This window comes from Serratia sp. NPDC078593, from assembly GCF_050268245.1.
Lineage (GTDB): Bacteria > Pseudomonadota > Gammaproteobacteria > Enterobacterales > Enterobacteriaceae > JBNNGK01.
Genome location: NZ_JBNNGK010000006.1, coordinates 174,086 through 192,853 on the forward strand (window position 1 = coordinate 174,086; position 18,768 = coordinate 192,853).

General features: G+C 50.3%; 20 protein-coding genes and 1 pseudogene. 14 read left to right on the plus strand and 7 right to left on the minus strand.

Annotation, left to right across the window (positions count from 1 at the left end):
* Positions 1–125 precede the first annotated feature (125 nt).
* The 3 genes and pseudogenes from ACQKDS_RS09455 to ACQKDS_RS09465 form a co-directional block, all read left to right on the plus strand.
* A pseudogene (locus tag ACQKDS_RS09455) lies at positions 126–314 on the plus strand (integrase arm-type DNA-binding domain-containing protein); the annotation flags it as partial.
* 200 nt (positions 315–514) lie between these two features.
* A complete protein-coding gene (locus tag ACQKDS_RS09460; protein ID WP_399669152.1) occupies positions 515–829 on the plus strand; it encodes an ArsR/SmtB family transcription factor in 315 nt (104 codons plus the stop codon).
* Positions 829–1,356 (plus strand): rhodanese family protein, encoded by a 528-nt coding sequence (locus ACQKDS_RS09465; protein ID WP_399669270.1) that lies wholly within the window; start codon positions 829–831, stop codon positions 1,354–1,356. The genes ACQKDS_RS09460 and ACQKDS_RS09465 overlap by 1 nt, the downstream gene beginning before the upstream one ends.
* 161 nt (positions 1,357–1,517) lie before the next feature.
* Here ACQKDS_RS09465 and ACQKDS_RS09470 read toward each other — a convergent pair whose 3' ends face one another.
* Both ACQKDS_RS09470 and ACQKDS_RS09475 read right to left on the minus strand, forming a co-directional pair.
* On the minus strand, positions 1,518–2,447 hold the full coding sequence (locus tag ACQKDS_RS09470; protein WP_399669155.1) for an alpha/beta hydrolase: 930 nt from the start codon (positions 2,445–2,447) through the stop codon (positions 1,518–1,520).
* 115 nt (positions 2,448–2,562) lie between these two features.
* A complete protein-coding gene (locus ACQKDS_RS09475; protein WP_427673880.1) occupies positions 2,563–3,057 on the minus strand; it encodes a hypothetical protein in 495 nt (164 codons plus the stop codon).
* 350 nt (positions 3,058–3,407) lie between these two features.
* Between ACQKDS_RS09475 and ACQKDS_RS09480 the strand changes: the two genes are divergently transcribed.
* A complete protein-coding gene (locus tag ACQKDS_RS09480; protein ID WP_399669159.1) occupies positions 3,408–4,145 on the plus strand; it encodes a class I SAM-dependent methyltransferase in 738 nt (245 codons plus the stop codon).
* 391 nt (positions 4,146–4,536) lie between these two features.
* Positions 4,537–4,950, plus strand: coding sequence for a DoxX family protein (locus ACQKDS_RS09485; RefSeq protein ID WP_399669161.1), 414 nt, complete (start codon positions 4,537–4,539; stop codon positions 4,948–4,950).
* 86 nt (positions 4,951–5,036) lie between these two features.
* Here ACQKDS_RS09485 and smrA read toward each other — a convergent pair whose 3' ends face one another.
* Complete coding sequence (gene smrA / locus ACQKDS_RS09490) at positions 5,037–5,609, minus strand: DNA endonuclease SmrA (RefSeq protein ID WP_399669164.1); 573 nt, start codon at positions 5,607–5,609, stop codon at positions 5,037–5,039.
* Positions 5,610–5,816: 207 nt separating this feature from the next.
* Here smrA and ACQKDS_RS09495 point away from each other — a divergent pair, with 207 nt between their 5' ends.
* Positions 5,817–6,158, plus strand: a complete 342-nt coding sequence (locus ACQKDS_RS09495; protein WP_399669166.1) for an MbeD/MobD family mobilization/exclusion protein — start codon at positions 5,817–5,819, stop codon at positions 6,156–6,158.
* 66 nt (positions 6,159–6,224) lie between these two features.
* Positions 6,225–6,671, plus strand: a complete 447-nt coding sequence (locus tag ACQKDS_RS09500) for a DUF1198 family protein (RefSeq protein WP_399669168.1) — start codon at positions 6,225–6,227, stop codon at positions 6,669–6,671.
* A gap of 30 nt (positions 6,672–6,701) precedes the next feature.
* Here ACQKDS_RS09500 and ACQKDS_RS09505 read toward each other — a convergent pair whose 3' ends face one another.
* Positions 6,702–7,040 carry a DUF2002 family protein gene (locus ACQKDS_RS09505; protein WP_399669170.1) on the minus strand — a complete coding sequence of 113 codons (339 nt, stop codon included), beginning with the start codon at positions 7,038–7,040 and terminating at the stop codon, positions 6,702–6,704.
* A 314-nt stretch (positions 7,041–7,354) separates the two neighbouring features.
* Complete coding sequence (locus ACQKDS_RS09510; protein WP_399669172.1) at positions 7,355–8,251, minus strand: LysR family transcriptional regulator; 897 nt, start codon at positions 8,249–8,251, stop codon at positions 7,355–7,357.
* Positions 8,252–8,357: 106 nt separating this feature from the next.
* Here ACQKDS_RS09510 and ACQKDS_RS09515 point away from each other — a divergent pair, with 106 nt between their 5' ends.
* On the plus strand, positions 8,358–9,740 hold the full coding sequence (locus tag ACQKDS_RS09515) for a DHA2 family efflux MFS transporter permease subunit (protein ID WP_399669175.1): 1,383 nt from the start codon (positions 8,358–8,360) through the stop codon (positions 9,738–9,740).
* Entirely contained in the window at positions 9,737–10,117 is a 381-nt protein-coding gene (locus tag ACQKDS_RS09520) for a DUF4440 domain-containing protein (protein WP_399669177.1), read from the plus strand. The genes ACQKDS_RS09515 and ACQKDS_RS09520 overlap by 4 nt, the downstream gene beginning before the upstream one ends.
* Positions 10,118–10,373: 256 nt before the next feature.
* Here ACQKDS_RS09520 and asr read toward each other — a convergent pair whose 3' ends face one another.
* Entirely contained in the window at positions 10,374–10,673 is a 300-nt protein-coding gene (gene asr, locus ACQKDS_RS09525; RefSeq protein WP_399669180.1) for an acid resistance repetitive basic protein Asr, read from the minus strand.
* A gap of 911 nt (positions 10,674–11,584) precedes the next feature.
* Between asr and nrdH the strand changes: the two genes are divergently transcribed.
* Genes nrdH through nrdF form a run of 4 tightly spaced genes read left to right on the plus strand, consistent with a single transcriptional unit; the run spans position 11,585 to position 15,329 of the window.
* Positions 11,585–11,821 carry a glutaredoxin-like protein NrdH gene (gene nrdH / locus ACQKDS_RS09530; RefSeq protein WP_399669182.1) on the plus strand — a complete coding sequence of 79 codons (237 nt, stop codon included), beginning with the start codon at positions 11,585–11,587 and terminating at the stop codon, positions 11,819–11,821.
* A 9-nt stretch (positions 11,822–11,830) separates the two neighbouring features.
* Positions 11,831–12,235, plus strand: coding sequence for a class Ib ribonucleoside-diphosphate reductase assembly flavoprotein NrdI (gene nrdI, locus ACQKDS_RS09535; protein WP_399669185.1), 405 nt, complete (start codon positions 11,831–11,833; stop codon positions 12,233–12,235).
* On the plus strand, positions 12,217–14,361 hold the full coding sequence (nrdE, locus tag ACQKDS_RS09540) for a class 1b ribonucleoside-diphosphate reductase subunit alpha (protein WP_399669188.1): 2,145 nt from the start codon (positions 12,217–12,219) through the stop codon (positions 14,359–14,361). Before nrdI ends, nrdE begins: the two co-directional genes overlap by 19 nt.
* Before the next feature lie 8 nt (positions 14,362–14,369).
* Entirely contained in the window at positions 14,370–15,329 is a 960-nt protein-coding gene (nrdF, locus tag ACQKDS_RS09545) for a class 1b ribonucleoside-diphosphate reductase subunit beta (protein ID WP_399669191.1), read from the plus strand.
* Between the two features lie 50 nt (positions 15,330–15,379).
* On the opposite strand, the gene ACQKDS_RS09550 is transcribed toward nrdF, so the two are convergent.
* Positions 15,380–16,735, minus strand: a complete 1,356-nt coding sequence (locus tag ACQKDS_RS09550) for a 2-hydroxycarboxylate transporter family protein (protein ID WP_399669194.1) — start codon at positions 16,733–16,735, stop codon at positions 15,380–15,382.
* 440 nt (positions 16,736–17,175) lie between these two features.
* On the opposite strand from ACQKDS_RS09550, the gene ACQKDS_RS09555 reads away from it, so the two are divergent.
* The gene (locus tag ACQKDS_RS09555) at positions 17,176–18,768 is read left to right on the plus strand and encodes an ATP-binding protein (protein WP_399669197.1); all 1,593 of its coding nucleotides are present in this window, start codon (positions 17,176–17,178) and stop codon (positions 18,766–18,768) included.

The following is an 18,768-nucleotide window of genomic DNA, read 5'->3' on the forward strand; positions in this document are numbered from 1 at the left end:
GTACCTGCAATTTGTCCCCCGGAGTCTGAAGCCAACTAATTAAATCCGAACCTTTTAGGCACCTTGTTAGGCACCTCGTAAAGCATTATTGTTTTTGAGGAGCCTAAAACTATGGAAACCCGGCAATGGCAAGACAAACCAAACCTTTATCCGTCAAAGAAATCGAATCCGCCAAACCCTAGGAAGCGGACTACGTTCTCTATGATGGCGATGGCCTTGAGCTACCCATCAAATCCACCGGCAGCAATATATGGCAGTTTCACTACATTCGCCCTGTCACCAAAAAGCGTGCGAAAAACAGCATCGGCCCCTACTTAAAACAACACGGGTGATAGTGGCGGCTGTCAGACCGCACCAACAGCCGACAATACTGGGCCACATTCGTTAAAATTGATGCCTATCTCATCCTCATGTCTTTCCTTGCTTGTATAGTAGATATCGCTCTCTTTTCCCTTGCACCTACCCTTACATTGATTTAGCATCTACTAAACTTAGAAAACACTAAAACAAAACAATGACCAAAACGGAACGCGATCTTTTGTATGACAACGCCTCGCAGGCGGTAACACTTTTAAAATCAATGAGTAACTCAAATCGCTTATTGATTCTTTGCATCCTCATTGATTCGCCGGGTACGTCAGCGGGCAACCTGAGCCAATTAACTGGGTTGAGCCCTTCGGCCACTTCCCAGCATCTGGCACGGATGAAAGACGAAGGGTTGATCGCATGCACCAGGGATGCGCAAAAAATGCATTACTTCATCAAAAACGAATCCATTATAAAAATAATCAGTACCTTAAAAGAGATTTATTGCCCGGAGGGTTTCTAATGACGCCAAAATCAGTATCACCGCAACAAGCGCAAGAAATGATTAAAGCCGGAGCGGCTCTTATCGACATCCGCGAACCGGCTGAATTTTTACGTGAACATATCCCTGGAGCGATATCAGTGCCGTTATCAGAGATTAATGCTGGCAAAGAACTTGCCGGATTATCAACTCAACAGCCGGTTATTTTTCATTGCCAGGCAGGGTCGCGCACGGCTCAACATGCCAGCGCTTTAATCAAGATTACCGCCCCCGCCCCCACGTTATTATTAACTGGCGGAATTAATGCGTGGAAAAGTGCAAACCTTCCTATCATTGAAGATAAAAAACAACCGCTGCCCATTATGCGCCAGGTTCAGATTGTCGCAGGAACGTTAATTCTGATCGGTACCGTGCTGGGTTATTCCTTTGATATGCGTTGGTTCTTGCTTTCTGGTTTTGTCGGCGCTGGCTTACTCTTTGCGGGTGTTAGCGGCTGGTGTGGCATGGCAAGCCTGCTGGCAAGCATGCCGTGGAACAAAGCGAAGTAATAAGATCGATATAGGCTTAAAGCTGCGCCAATGATTATTGGATAAGCCATGATCACATCGAAAGTTGCCCATCGCCTCGCTCCCCTTAAATCATAAATATCGGGTCGATATCGTCGGCAATAACTCATCAGCCTGCCCAGCTTGCCGCAGGCTTTTGCGCTTTAATCATCAATAGGACGTGGCCGAGCTACCACCTCTTTTAGCGCTGGCGCTATTGCGGCATCCAACATCTCGCCGTGCCCGTACTCAGGCCATTCACGGTAATGCACTTGCAAGCCGTCCAGTGCCGCTAAACGCTGCGCCAGTTTACGTGTATCATTCCGATTCGCGCCAGCACCGGCGTGATCCGGCTTTTTCTGCGTTCGCTGAGTACCCATCCACAACACCAGATGCGCAGCTAAGGTCGGGTGTTGCTGGAGTAAGTTTTGCGCTTCGTTAAAAATAAAGCGTTTTCCCCACCACAATGACGGCTCAACAGCAATAAAGTTTTGGAACGCCTGTGGTTGAGTGAATAACGTATGCAGTACAAAAATACCGCCAAAAGAGTGCCCCCACAGCGTTTGTCGTTGGCGATCAACCATAAATCGCGCCTCGACAGCCGGTTTTATCTTAGTTTCGATCAGTTGAAGAAAATCATCAGCGCCCCCGTTGCGCCAATGCGGCATACCCGGGTGAACGCCGCGCTGATCCGCAGGCTGCTGAGGTGTGTAATCATAGGCTCTGCCGGGCGCATCAATCCGCAGAGCGTTGTCATAACCGATCATGACCAACAATGGTGGGTGTGCGTCTTTCGCCAACTCAGACAACAGTTCGTTATTTAGCGCCATCAGTACCGCATTACCATCGAGAAAATAAATCACCGGATAGCCCTGTGCCGGTGGCGGCTGATTCGGCGCAGCAAATCGAATGCGGTAATGCCGTTCACCCTCTTTCGAGCGTATACGTAAGTCGCTAAAACGGTAATCATCGGCCCCCAGATCGGCCACCGTGATACCGATCTTTTGCGCAAAATCAGGTTTCGCTAACGCTTGCAGTGGCGGAATCAAAGCAAGCAAACACAGACCGAAAAAGGCAATGAAACGATGGAACATAGACTTTCCTGATAGCTGCATTTTCGTGTAGCTGACGCTACACATAAATAATAATGAGACGTAATATCGTCCAATTCTATTGTCATCCATTCAAAAAGGCCACGCCCTTACACGGTTATTTTCGTAATGCCTCCAATAAATCCTTTTCAAAAATGCCGTTTGAACGGCACTCAGTCGGCTTGACCTTATCATTGCCATCGGCCGTCGTCAGTTGCGCTATGCCGTTAACCTGCACGCTAACCCGGCTTCCCTCTCCTGCGCTGTAAACCTGGGCCACAAGCCGATAGTGGCGTTGCAGCGGTTGTGCTTGCTGTAACGCTGAACAATCAAGATAAGTATCCGCCAACGCGCTATTATCGCCGATGGCAGCAACAATACCGGACGGCGCATTCGCCACGGCGGGCGTTAACCCTTTCGCTTTAAACCATGCCTCCACTTTGCTGAACAGTTCATCAGGCCGCCGGTTACCAATCAATGTTGCCGCTTCTGGCTGACTTGGGGCGGCAGTTTCACCCTCACTGGCCTGCGGGGAATTATCACTTTTCGTTGGTCCATATACTGAGACACAACCGCTTAATATCATCACAGCGTAAAGTATATGTTTTTTCATCATTATTACCGGTAATAAAGTGAGACGCAGGCCGTCAATAAACTGACCATGCTAAACAGTACAATATAACGCATAGCGCCTCCTCAGCGATAATAGGCTGCCACACAGCCTGATAGCGTCAAACACCCGACTAACAGTAAAAAAATAGATAAACGCATTTACTTCTCCTTGTGATTCGCTTATTAACGCCTAACCTGTTAATCACGTTAACCCATGCGAGACCGCATGAGTGACAAAACGATGATGTGCCCGTATTGGCACAACAAAATTGGCATATTGTGAGCCCGATATATTGTGTGTATTCTCAGCACGCTGGAAATAAGATCCAGTCGCGAATAAAAGGAAAAATCATGTCGCAAAATATTTATGATAACCAAACCTTTTTCGATGGCTATGCGCAACTCAGCCGTTCAATTAAAGGGTTAGACGGTGCACCTGAATGGCCAACCATCAACAACATGTTGCCAAATATGTCAGGTAAAAACGTGGTCGACCTCGGTTGCGGATACGGTTGGTTCTGCCGATATGCGCACGAACAAGGGGCTGCCAGCGTATTAGGGCTCGATTTATCGCAAATGATGCTCAACAAAGCGCAGGAAATGACAAACGATGCGGCTATTGTCTATCAACAACAGGATCTGGAGAGGTTACAGTTATCGAAGGAGAGTTTCGATCTGGCTTACAGTTCATTGACACTGCACTACATTGTTAACTTGCAAAAAATGTTCGCTACGGTATTTCAATCGTTACGGTCTGGTGGGAAATTCATTTTTACTGCCGAACACCCAATCTATACCGCCCCCACACAACAAGGTTGGTTGGTTGCCGAAGATGGGCAAAAGTCGTGGCCGATTAATCATTATCAGCAAGAAGGTGAACGCATCTCAAACTGGTTAGCTGAGGGGGTGATCAAACAGCATCGCATGTTAGGTAGTTACATTAATTTGTTAATTCAAGAAGGTTTTGTCGTCACCTATCTGAATGAATGGGGGCCTTCGGCGCAGCAAATCCGCGAAAACCCTGCGTTGGATGAAGAAAAGGAACGTCCAATGATATTCATCTTGGCTGCACAGAAACCGGCTAAGTAATTCAAAACGTAAATTCATTGACTATCTGATCGCCAATATTGGGGAGGCTACCTCCCTCCCACCCGCACTTTTAATACCTTATTTAAAGAAATATGAATCTACGCACAATAACCTCAGCAAGACGATAAACCATCGGTGTGTTAAAAGAAAAATATCTAAACCTGTGATATTTGACACCGAATGTTGGTTCCCCCTCCCTTACCCACATCATTCCTTATCTGCCCGTTATGGCTGTTCGCTCACGAGAAATTAACCTCATCCACTGAGAACCTTATTGAATCGCAGTACACAAAAGGACGTGATTTACGGTTATTACTCGATAGTTTCCTTGCATGAGCTACTCTTTAATCAGTAGTACAACATATTCCCAGCAGTGGCTAAGGAGTTCAAAATGGGTGATTGCTCGAAAGACGGCGTTATTCTACTCTCTAGAATACTGCTGATGATTCTGTTCATTATTTTCGGCTGGATGAAGCTGATTGATTTTTCCGGTACGGTAACATCAATGACGGGCTATGGCACCCCCATGCCCTACCTGGCAGCAATCGTGGCCGTCGTGGTTGAGTTTATCTTCGGCATTGCATTAATCGTGGGGGTTTTCACACGTCCCATCGCCATTATTTTTGCTCTGTATGTCTTAGGCACCGCATTTATCGGTCATCCTTTCTGGAATATGACCGGGGCGGAAATGATGGGTAATGAAATCAACTTCTTCAAAAATATCAGCATTATTGGTGGCCTGCTGCTGTTAGCGGTCACCGGTGCAGGCCGATATTCATTGGATCACAAGTTACTTAATCGGTAATTGATGGAGGCCAATAGCGTAAAGGCGCTATTGGCCGAATAATGCACGTCCCGCGGGCTCAGATAACCCACAGCCCACCGAGACTTTCAACGGCTGCGTTTGGCATGGCGCTCAAAATTATCCGCTTTAGCCTGCGCAGATTTTCGTAACGTGACGTAACACGCACCGTCACCGCCATCGTATGGCAATGCACGACAAAATGCCTGCACCTGCTCTAGCTGCACCAACCATTTAGCGACATAGCTACGCACAATATTCGCATGGCTTTCATCTTCGCGCCCACGGCCATGCACAATCAGCAATGAACGAAGGTTCGCTTTTTCTGCCGTCACAATAAAACGAAACAGTTCCTGGCGACAGATTTCAATCGGGCGTTTTAACAGGTTAAGGCTCGCCTGCGGTGCATAGCGGCCATGGCGTAATTTATCCAAAACCCCCTGCTGTATCCCCTCTCTTTTAAATTCCAGCGGCACATCACGCGGCACAATCGTCAGCAAATCGGTACAGAGAATATTCTCCAGTTGCAGCACCTGCGCTGCTCGGCGCGCGCTTTTATCACGCTGGTCGTCCGGTTTAAGGTACAGCGTTTGTTGCCGCCCGGATAACGGCGTCACATCAGCCATCGCCTGTTCAAAAAAGCCTTTATCTTCGTCGCTCATTTCGCTGCCACTCAGGTTAGAGGTTGATACTGAAAACGAATCAGGCTCCTGTATTATGGGGATGAAGTTGATTGTAAGACGCTATGGCAAGGTTGCAAGCCGCAAATGGTCAGTGAAGTTTGTCTACTTTTTTCACCAGCGGGTGAGCTTACGCGCACTTTTCGTTATACTGCCACCCCACATTGAGTGCCGCAAAGGATCGAACCCATGACAATGCGCGAACTGGAAATCCAGTTTCAGAATGCAATGAATGAGTTGCAGGCGAGCTTCGAAAAACAGCACCGCGAATGGCAGCAAAGCTATGATGCGTTGCAACAGCAACTGCTGGAAGCTCAACAACGCGAAACCGCCCTGCGCGCGCAGAACGAACAACTGGCGCGCAAACTGAGTACCGCCAGTTCCGTTCCTGAGCAACATGCTCTGGTAAAACAAATCAAAATGCTGGGTGCCCATCTGGATGCGCTGGCGAAAGATGCCGCCACCTTCAATCACCATCTGCGCAACCAGCAACAACAGGCAGCAGGCAATTTCAGCGGCGAACAGCATTGACATCATCAAGCGCCTTAACGGCGCTTCCGGCCAGTTGCTGGCGATTAATGAGTGTAGAACAGCTAAATGACGTGGATTATTATCGCCGCCCTGATCGTGGTCTTTTTTGTCGGTTACCGCGTGCTGACGTCGGATACGCGCAAAGCCATTGACTCATTGACTCAATGGTTGAAGGTTAAGCCGATGTTGATTGAGTCCATGATGCAAGAAATGGGCAGCCGCAACAGCCAGACGTTTATCCGTATGCTAAACAACGGCTATACCGAAGAAATGCACCGTGCAGCCTACCTTTTGTTTATCTATGCTACGTTTATTAAACAGGCTGATGACGCACAGATTTCCCTCTGGCGTGACATGCTCATCCGCGTAGGCCTGTCGCCGCAGTTACACGCCGAATACACCGAATCGGCACTGTTCTACTTCGCCGATCTGGAGTTGGATGCCTTTGAACTGGCGCAGTTACGCCGCGCCTATAATGAACGCTTCAATCTTGATGTGATTACCAACGGATAAGCCACGGGCGCAGCATACTGCGCCAAGCGGTTACAAGAACATACTGTAAAGATAGCGCGAAAGCGCTTCGCGTGAACTGAAGCCATGTGGAATGCCATAACGCAAATTAGGCGCGTCACTGCTTAAATCTAACGGGAACTCAAGATATTGCGCACTGGTGCGCACGGCTGAGGTCGGGGTAGCAAAGTGTACACTGCGCTCTTTCAATGCCGGGTGAATCACTAACGCCATTCTGCCCATGCGCGCTTCACGGTTAACATAAAGATAGTGCTCGCCTTTGCGGTAACCATAGGTTTGATCGGTGACATAATCACGTTCAAAACCGGTACTTTCTAATACTCTAGCCACTTCATCCGGCCGTAAATACATCGATTTCTCCTCTCATTCTGGACCGCAGTGCGACCTTACCGGATTCATCGACCGAAACAATAGATTTCGCGGTATGAATAAGCGTTTCAGAATAATCCTGAGTTATCGATTAAGGTGGTTTACTCATCTATCAACCTCACTCACGGGCGGCTCAAGTTCGAATGATCTTATGGACACGTTCCTCCTCGGCCATGGTTATCCTTGCCGCTCAATCATGTTATCAGTTGCTGGAGACACATTAAGCAAAGGTGACTTCTCCGCACGGAAAAAACGATAAGCGGCGATGTATCAATATATTGAAATCGAAATAGTGGTTATTCGCCGGTCAGTGGCCACAACCGCAGAAAATCGATAAACGTCCGTACTTTCTCCGGCACATGACGCGTGTTGGGATACAACGCATAGATACTCTGCATAGGGAACGTATAGTCGGGCAACAAATGGTGTAATTGCCCTTGGCTCAATGCTGAGCGCACCAGCCACTCTGGCAATAACGTGACGCCTGCACCGTGCAAAGCAAACGTCATCAGTGCAGCGGCACTGTCAGCCACCAGCGTGGGGGGGATTTCAACATTGAAGAGTACCGCCTGCTGCTGCGGCGTCCTCACCTGCCAACTGAGAGGTGAAGTTAAGCGGCTGTGCGCAATCCACTGCGCCTGCGCCAGTTGCGTTAACGAATGAATCGGGTGTCTAGCCAGATACGCTGGCGACGCCACCGGCAATATAGCGAAACGATCAATACGCGCAGCGCGATGGCTGGAGTCCATCATCTGGCCAAGACGAATTGCCACATCAAAACGTTCACCGATCAAATCTGCATGATGCGAAGAAGAAACATGCTGAATACGCAAACGCGGATGCTGCTGTGAAAACCGTGCCAGCGCGGGAACCACCACCCGTACACCATACTCCGGCGTGCTGGTGATGCGTAAGGTGCCGCTCAAACCATGATGATCGCGGCGTACATCGTCCAATACATTTTCCGCATCTTGCAGTAAGCGCAGGCTACGTTGATAAAAACGTGCTCCGGCATCGGTCAATGACAGTTTGCGCGTGCTACGCATTAATAACGATACACCCAGTTCACTTTCTAACTGTTTGATATTAAAACTGACGACCGCTTTGCTTTGGCCCAAGCTATTCGCCGCGGCGGTAAAGTTACCGGCATCGACCACCGCCACGAAGATAGCTAGCCGCTGTAAATTAAGCATCTCACCCTGGCTTACTGTCAAAATAATTTTGACAGTGTAACCCCTAATAGCCGATTTATCCGCCTGATTTTCATCGCTACACTGCAAGCCTTCAACCGGAGGCCCTATGCCGTATCGTATCCGCGTCGCAACCGTCTATTTACTCGGTTTTTTCGTCGATTTAATCACCATGTTTATTGCTAACGTCGCCTATCCGGCGATCGGCCATGCGTTGCACGCCAGCGTTAATCAACTCGCCTGGGTCAGTACGGGTTATATCCTTGGCTTAACGCTGGTTATTCCGCTCAGTGCCTGGTTGGCACAACGTATCGGCGGGCGGCGAGTATTGTTGCTATCACTGACAATATTTATCGTTGCCACTGCCGGCGCTGGGTTTGCCCATTCGATTACGGCGCTGATTGGTTGGCGGATCTTGCAAGGGCTGGGCGGCGGTCTCTTGATCCCCATCGGTCAAACGCTGACTTATCAGCTCTATCGCAGCCATGAGCGGGCCCGGCTTTCTGCTGCCATCATGCTGGTAGGGCTGCTGGCCCCGGCGCTTTCTCCGGCACTCGGTGGCATCATCGTCGACCAGCTTAACTGGCGATGGGTATTCTTCGCCACTGTGCCACTGGCATTGTTAGCCTTGCTGCTCGCCATGCTGTGGTTGCGGCGCGAAATGCCCTCACCACAACGTTCACCGCTGGATGTATGGGGATTGTTCGCTGCCAGCGCTGCCTTGGGATTATTATTGCTCGGCCTGAGCCGGTTAGGCGAACGCCACACGCTGTGGTCGGCGCTGGGTTTACTGGTGGCTGCGGGGGCAATGATGGTGGCCTATGTACGCCACAGCCTGCGCCACCCACAACCACTGCTCGAACTGCGTCTGATAAAAAACCCGCTATTGCGCATTGCGATGTTGGTTTACCTCTTTATTCCTGGCTTATTTCTAGGCGTCAATCTGATCGCAACGCTGTATCTGCAAAATCGCTTGAATATGTCCGCCACCGCCGTGGGTGCGCTGATGGTGCCGTGGTCGTTGGCTTCCTTTTTGGCCATTACCCTGACCGGTAAAAGCTTTAACCGCATGGGGCCAAAACCGTTGTTGATTTTCGGTTGTCTGATGCAAGGCATCGGGATCTTGATGTTGGCGCAAATCACCGCAGCAGGACAACACGAATTTCTGCTCGCGGCCTTTGCCTTGATGGGCTTTGGCGGCAGTTTATGCAGTAGCACCGCGCAAGGCTGCGCCTTTCTTACCCTCGATGACGCTCGTCTGGCCGATGCCAGCGCGTTGTGGAATATCAACCGCCAGCTCAGTTTTTGTTTTGGCGTTGCGTTGCTGAGCCTGATAGTGAACTTGCTGCAACATTACGCACCGGGTATCAACGTGTATCAAACCAGCTTTTATCTGGCCGCTACCGCAACGCTGGTCCCCTTATTACTGTGCTTGCGCATCGCTAATCGCGCTATCGTGCGCCATATTCACCTTCAACAGGAACCATCATGAACCGTTATTTTACTGAAGTGCTGGACGCCCATGTGGCGATAGAGAATTGGCTTGCTCATGGAGAAGGCGACTTTGCGGCACTGTTAGCACGCTTTGATGCCAATTTCACCCTGATTGGGCTGAACGGAAACAGATTGAACATTGCGGCACTGGGTGATTTTTTTCAGGCACATCAGGCGGCAAAAGCTGGCTTAAAAATCGCCATTGAAGATATGACGTTATTGGCGGAATGGCCGACAGGGGCGGTGGTTAACTACCGGGAACGGCAAACACTGCCGGGACAAACGGCCTCTTTACGTTATTCCACCGCGGTGTTCCGCTACGCTGATGGCCAACTTTATTGGCGTCATCTGCACGAAACCGCACTGGCGGGTTAACGTCTCCACGGCAGCGCCGATGGCGGCATACCACAAGAAAACACCCGACAAGTCGGGTGTGAGTGATGACAGCGTTGCCTTTGAACCTAGGATACTAGGAGGGGGCGCGTCGACGGCTTACGTCACCGCGCCCCATCGCTATACTTTACCTAATCACTGGTTTTGTCAGTGTTACTGATTCGAGCAGTGTTGAACATGTTGCCGCGCTTAGTCAGTGATAACGCTAACCGATGCGGCAAACTGCGCTCTAATGTCATTAAGCCTTCGGTCCTGCGGCTTTTGAGGTGGTTTTTTGGTGGTGCTTTTTAGCCGCCTGCGCTTTCTGAACTGGCGCTTTGGCGTGATGTTGCTTCGCGCTCGCAGCCTGCGCCTTTTGCTCTGTTGATTTTTTAGTGGCTTTTTTATGGGTTTTCTTGTGTGTCACTGGCGCTGTATTTTTCGCCGCAGATGCTGCATGGGTAGCGGCAGGTTTTGGCGCAGCGGCTGTTTCCGCTGCGAAAGCCACAGAAGACAACCCCATTGTCGCAGCGATAACCATTGCTAATACTTTTTTCATTATCAATTCCTCAGCGTTTTTTCAGTCAGCCCCTGCGGGGCCGTTGCAACAGATACTATTGCAACCCACAAGCCCCTTCAGTAAGTGTTTGGTTTCGCCAGGTAACCAAATGTACAGCCTGCGCTATCGCTTCGCGCTCGCCCACCACGTAGGGGCGTGGCACGCCGCGCCCGGTTGGTTGCCGGCAGCGAAACTCTGCATGCAGGCCGGGCGTGCCCGGCCACTACGGGGTAGCAATATGACTGCGTTGTCGGTTCCCCTATCGCTTTGAGCTCGCCACCGCGTAGGGGCGTGGCACGCCGCGCCCAGTTGGTTGCCGGCAGCGAAACTCTGCAAGCAGGCCGGGCATGCCCGGCCACTACGGAATAGCAATATCACTAGGTTGTTAGTTCCCCTATCGCTTTGCGCTCGCCACCTTGTAGGGGCGTGGCACGCCGCGCCCGCTTAGTTGCCGGCAGCCAAACTCTGCAAGCAGGCCGGGCGTGCCCGGCCACTACGGAATAGCAATATCACCACGTTGTCAGTGCTCCTATCGCTGCGCAATCGCTCATCCCGTAGGGGCTTGGCATGCCGCGCCCGCTTAGTTGCCGGCAGCCAAACTCTGCAAGCAGGCCGGGCATGCCCGGCCACTACGGGACACCAATATCACTAGGTTGTTAGTTCTCCCATCGCTTCGCATTTTCCCATTCTGTAGGGGCGTGGCATGCCGCGCCCAAACCGTTCTCCGCCGAATCCCCAAAAACACCAAAACACCAAAACACCATATATGGTGCGGTTGATATTATTTGGATCAATATATAGTATTAACAGTGTCAATCACACAACACCACATCGGTTGATAAGGTGGTCAGAAAGCGCCGAACGATGCTCCGTACTCTGACCTTTCTTCGCCCAAAAGGTAAATACGAATCATGAGCATTATTATTTACAGCAAGCCTGACTGTGTACAGTGTCACGCCACCTATCGCGCTTTCGATCGGCAAGGCATTGACTATCAGGTGATCGATCTCACGCAAGATTCACATGCATTAAATCTCGTAAAATCTTCAGGTTATCAGCAAGTTCCAGTGATCATTGCCGGTGACGATCATTGGTGCGGATTCCGCCCAGATAAAATTGACGCACTGGCTCACGCCAGCGCGTCTTGAGACAGAACCATGAACCCGCTGGTCTATTTCTCCAGTAACTCGGAGAACACCCATCGATTCGTTGAGAAACTTGGACTACCGGCGATCCGTATCCCAATCGCCGGTGGGCGCAACCCACTGCTGATGGATCAACCGTATATTTTGGTCGTCCCCAGTTATGGCGGCGGTAGCGCCAGCGGAGCCGTACCCATTCAGGTGATCCGCTTCCTCAACGATCCGCAGAATCGAACTTACCTGCGCGGCGTCATTGCTGCCGGAAATACCAACTTCGGAGCTGCATATGGCATGGCTGGAAGCATCGTCGCGAAAAAATGCCAAGTACCCTTCCTTTACCGTTTTGAACTACTCGGCACAGCACAAGACGTTGCATACGTTCGACAAGGAGTAACCATATTTTGGCAACAACAGAGCTGAACGCCCCAACAACCAATGCGCTGGATTACCATGCGCTCAACGCTATGCTGAACCTTTATGACGCCGAAGGGCACATTCAGTTTGAGCAAGATCGGCTGGCGGCACGGCAATACTTTTTACAGCATGTGAACCAAAACACCGTGTTCTTCCACAATTTGCAGGAAAAACTGCGCTATCTGGTCGAGGAGGGCTACTACGAGCCGCAGGTGCTGGCACAGTACGATTTCGCCTTTATCAAACAGTTATTCAAACAGGCCTATGCGAAGAAGTTTCGTTTTGCAACCTTCCTCGGCGCTTTCAAGTATTACACCAGCTACACGCTCAAAACCTTTGACGGTAAACGTTACCTGGAACGTTACGAAGATCGCATTTGCATGGTGGCACTCACGCTGGCCGCCGGTGACGTTCAACTGGCGCAGGATTTGATGGAGGAGATGATTGCCGGTCGTTTTCAACCAGCAACACCGACTTTTCTCAACGCAGGCAAGCAGCAGCGCGGCGAATTGGTTTCCTGTTTCCTGCTGCGCATTGAAGACAATATGGAATCTATCGGCCGCGCGGTGAACTCGGCTCTGCAACTGTCAAAGCGTGGGGGTGGTGTCGCTTTCCTGCTGTCTAACATTCGCGAAGTCGGTGCGCCAATCAAGCGGATCGAGAATCAGTCTTCCGGTGTCATTCCGATTATGAAAATGCTCGAGGATGCTTTCTCCTATGCTAATCAGCTCGGCGCACGTCAGGGCGCAGGTGCCGTTTACCTTCACGCCCATCATCCAGACATCTTGCGCTTTCTTGACACCAAACGTGAGAATGCCGACGAAAAGATCCGCATCAAAACGCTGTCACTTGGCGTCGTGCTCCCAGACATCACCTTCGAACTGGCGAAAAACAACGAGGAAATGTATCTGTTCTCGCCTTACGACATCGAACAGGTGTATGGCGTGGCGTTTTCAGACATCAGCATCAGTGAAAAGTACCGCGAAATGGTCGATGACAAACGCATTCGTAAATCACGTATCAATGCGCGTGAGTTTTTCCTTTTGCTAGCAGAAATTCAGTTTGAATCCGGTTATCCGTACATCCTGTTCGAAGACACGGTGAACCGTGCAAACCCGATTGCTGGCCGCATCAACATGAGCAACCTGTGCTCGGAAATTCTGCAGGTCAACCGCGCCAGTCACTACCATCAAGATCTCAGCTACGCACAGGTCGGTAAGGATATCTCCTGTAATCTCGGTTCGCTGAACATCGCTAAGACCATGGACTCCCCGGACTTCGGCAAAACGGTAGCCACCGCCATTCGCGCTCTCACCGCAGTGGCAAAAATGAGCGATATCGGTTCGGTGCCCTCCATCGCCGCAGGCAACCGTGCTTCACATGCCATCGGGCTTGGGCAAATGAACCTGCACGGCTATCTGGCGCGCGAGCATATTTTCTATGGCTCAGCAGAAGGAATTGATTTCACAAACATTTATTTCTACACCATCACCTATCACGCCCTGCGTGCCTCTAATCAGTTGGCGATTGAACACGGTAGCACGTTCGCTGGCTTTGAAGATTCAACCTACGCCAGCGGCGAATATTTTACCAAATACGTCGATCGACAATGGCTGCCGCAAACCGAACGAGTGCGTCAATTATTTACCGAGGCAGGCATCGCTATACCCACTCAGCAAGATTGGTTGGCGCTGCGTCAATCGGTCATGGTAAACGGTTTGTACAACCAAAACCTGCAAGCCGTGCCGCCAACCGGTTCGATTTCTTATATCAATAACGCCACTGCCAGTCTTCATCCGATCGTCTCACGCATCGAAATCCGTAAAGAGGGCAAAATCGGCCGGGTTTATTATCCCGCGCCCTATATGACCAACGACAATCTGGCGTATTACCAAGACGCCTACCAGATTGGTGCGGAAAAAATCATTGATACCTATGCCGCCGCCACCCAGCACGTCGATCAAGGTCTGTCGCTCACGCTATTTTTCCGCGATACCGCCACCACCCGCGACATCAACCGCGCGCAAATCTACGCCTGGCGACAAGGGATAAAAACAATCTATTACATCCGTCTGCGCCAGATGGCGCTGGAAGGCACCGAAGTTCAGGGCTGCGTGTCCTGCGCACTGTGAGGAATACGATGAAAATGCAACACGTTCGGGCAATCAACTGGAACCGGATTGAAGACGACAAGGATCTCGAGGTTTGGAACCGCCTGACAACCAACTTCTGGCTGCCGGAGAAAGTGCCGCTGTCTAACGACATTCCTTCATGGGCAACGCTCACACCTAAAGAGCAGCAATTAACCATTCGGGTATTTACCGGCCTGACGCTGCTAGACACGCTGCAAAATACCGTCGGCGCACCGGCGCTGATCGACGATGCCCTAACCCCACATGAAGAAGCGGTGTACACCAATATTTGCTTTATGGAGGCGGTACACGCGCGTTCTTATAGCTCTATTTTTTCTACCTTATGCCAAACACGCGATGTGGATGACGCCTATCGCTGGAGCGAGGAAAACCGCGCATTGCAGAAAAAAGCCGACATCATTCTGGCCCATTACCGCAGTGACGATCCGCTACTTAAAAAGGTCGCCAGCGTGTTTCTTGAATCGTTTCTGTTTTACTCCGGTTTCTATCTGCCGATGTACTGGTCAAGCCGTGCCAAGTTGACCAATACTGCCGATCTGATCCGGCTGATCATCCGCGATGAAGCCGTACACGGTTATTACATTGGTTATAAGTTCCAGAAGGGTTTAGTGCAGGCCAGTGCCGCACGACGTCGACAGGTAAAAAACGTTGCCTTCGATTTAATGCAAGATTTGTACGATAACGAAGTTCGTTATACCGAGGAACTCTATGACGATGTTGGCTGGAGCGAGGACGTCAAAACCTTTCTGCATTACAACGCCAATAAGGCATTAATGAATCTGGGTTATGAAGCGTTGTTCCCTCCGTCAATGTCGGAGGTCAACCCCGCTATTTTGTCGGCGCTGTCACCGAATGCCGATGAAAATCATGATTTTTTCTCTGGATCGGGTTCATCCTACGTCATGGGGAAAGCAGTCAACACCGAAGATGAGGATTGGGATTTTTGAGTTAATTATCCCGGCAGCGCATAACACGCTGCCGGGTTCAATAGACAGGCCTAGGCAATAAAATGCGACAGGACCAGTAAAGACAACGACACGTTAATCGCACCGCCGATACGGGTGGCTATCTGGGCAAACGGCATCAATGACATCCGATTGCCCGCCGTTAATATCGCCACATCACCGGTGCCCCCCTGCCCGCTCTGACAACACGACACGATTGCCACATCAATCGGATGCATGCCCATTTTTTTACCCACCAAGAACCCCGTTCCCACCAGCGCACTCACGGTACACACGATGACCACCACATTCTGCACCGTGAACGCGTCCACCAGTTCTTGCCAGGGCGTAATCGCCACACCGACGGCGAACAAAATCGGATACGTCACTGCAGTACGAAAGAATTTATACACAACTTGAGAACCCTGCTGGATACGCGGTGAAACACCGTGTGCCAGCTTCACGGCAACCGCGGCAAACAGCATGCCAACCGGCGCAGGCAGCCCTGTCATACGGTGCAACAACATGCCAACCATATAAAGCAATATCGCCAATAACGCGCCACTGGCAAGCGTGCTGATATCGACTTTACCACCTGCCTCTTCCACTGCCCCCTTCACTGGGTCAGCGTCGTGGCTTGGCATTAAGCTGCCTTCACCAGTCAAATGCGGATAGCGTTTACCCAGTTGATTGAGTACACCCGCAATCATAATGGCCGTCAGGCTCCCCAGCATCACGATCGGCAAAATACGCCCCAGTGCTACGCCCTGCTCCATATGCAAGATAACCGCATACCCCATCGACAATGGAATCGCACCTTCACCGACGCCGCCCGCCATAATCGGCAACACCAGGAAAAAGAACGTCTGGAACGGTGCCAATCCTAATACCATCCCCACGCCCATCCCCACCAGCATGCCTATCACCTCACCACACAGCATCGGCACAAAAATCCGCATGAAACCTTGGATTAACACCTGACGATTCATGCTCATAATGCTGCCAACGATGATGCAACAGATGTAAAGATACAGAATATTGGTCGATTTATAGAATGTGGTGGTTGACGCCACCACCACATCCGGTAGCAGGCCATAATGCACCATGGCAGAGGGAATAAAGGTGGCACAAATCGCCGCAGCGCCCATTTTGCCAATGAAGGGTAAACGCTTACCGAATTCGCCGCAGGCGAAGCCAAAAAAGGCCAGCGTAGCAACCATCACGACAATATCACTCGGCAATTTGCCATCCAGACAATCCAGTAAAATAAGTACGCCAGCCAGAATAAACAACGGCAGCGGAATAATACCTACTTTGTAATTATCCAAAACCCGCCACCATCTTTCGCGCAATGACACCTTAGCAGTTTTGTCATTGGCGACGAGATAAGAATCCTCAGTTGTGCTCATAATCTGGCCTCTTATTAGATTGTTCGGCCATCATAAGGAAAGACAAAGCTTTGTGGTTGTGATTTTGTTCAAAGATAAAAAGAGTTTTTAATGGTGATAATGGTTTCTATGGTGTTTATTGAGGTTAAACGAAATTAACGATGGATTTAATGGTGTTAATACACACTTTATTGCTAAGTATGAATATATTCACCCGATGTAGCTCACCGCCTGGGATAAATATAACGTCGTGTAGGCGACCACATCGTGATCGAGCGCAATATCACTTTAATCACATCTCATGCTAGGCTAGCGGTTCTAACGTCACGTTACCGCGTTATTGGCGGCAATGTTGTACCCTTGCCACAGAGTTTAGCTCTGCCCAAACGGTACACGCTTGCCACCGCAACGCCCCCGAACAGCGGGTGGTAACGTCAGTTATTCCTTGAGCAACGGCTGGCATGCACATAAAACTCTCATTTCAAATAAAACTTTTCCTATGCCTGGTGGCATTCTCATGTCTGCTGCTCACGCTGATCGGCAGCTATACGTATTATCAACTGGATGCGCAGTTACACCGCGATCTCGGCTCGCGCGCCCAAGTACAAGCGCGCGAAATCGCGTTGATTCCATCCCTCGGCCAAGCCATAGCAAGCAACAATACCGTGGCCATCGCCACACTGATGAAAAAGATCCGCGCCAGCAGCGACGCCAGTTATATTGTGATTGGCGATCGTCATGCCCGTCATCTTTATCATTCAGAGTTTCCAGGCCGCCTCGGGACAAAAATGGTGGGCGGCGATAATAAAGAGGTTTTAGAAGGTAAAAGTATTATTTCTTTCCGCAAAGGCGGTATCGGAATTTCGTTACGCAGTAAAGCCCCCATTCTTGACGATCATAATACGGTGATTGGCATTGTTTCAGTCGGTTACCTGAAATCACACATCGATAGCTTAAATGCCCGTACCTTGACGAAAATAGTTGCTTCTGTGATATTGCTGTTAATTGCCTTATTTATTTTTTCGTGGTTATTATCGAAAAATTTAAAACGGCAAATGTTCTGGCTCGAACCCAAAGAGATCGCATTACTGGTACGACAGCAAAAAGCGCTGCTGGAAGCAATATATGAAGGCGTTATTGCCATCGATTCACAACATCGTATTATTACCATCAATCGCGCGGCACGGGATTTATTGGATCTGCGTCTGCCCGATACTCATTTAATCGGGCGTGATATTGGTGAGGTCATTTCGTCACAACCCGATTTCTTCAGCACGGCGCAACTGGAGCATGATACCCACGATGTAGTTTGCCGCTTCAATCAGGTACGGGTCATCGCCAACCGGGTGCGAATTATGCAAGAAGAACAATTACAAGGTTGGGTGATCAGTTTTCGCGATAAAAACGATATCAATACCCTCAGTAGCCAGCTCAGCCAAGTCAAACGCTATGCCGACAACCTACGTATTATGCGTCACGAACAATTGAACTGGACCGCCACCCTCGCCGGCCTGCTGCATATGCAGCGTTACGATGAAGCAACTCGCTATGTCGAAGCACAATCTGAAGGCGCTCAGGAAATTCTCGATTTCATTTCACAACGTTTCAGTTCTGCGGCGCTGTGCGGCCTGCTATTAGGTAAATATTCCAGCGCGCGTGAAAAAGGGGTTGAGTTGCGTTTTGATCCCGCCTGTCAGCTTAAACATATTCCGGCAGCGCTCAACGAAACCGAACTGATGTCGATCATTGGGAACTTGCTGGATAATGCGGTGGAGGCAACATTGCATTGCGCGGCGCCGCATGACGCGGTAGAACTTTACATCAACGATAACGGCAATGAGTTGGTGGTCGAGGTCGCGGATCATGGCACCGGTATCGCACCGGAAATTCGCGCAACCCTCTTTGAGCAAGGCGTCACCACCAAAGAGCACGACGATCACGGCATCGGCCTGTATCTGGTGGCCAGCCATGTATCACAGGCCCAGGGCTGCATCGAGGTGTCGGACAACGATCCGCATGGAACGATCTTCTCATTATTTATCCCGAAAGTATGA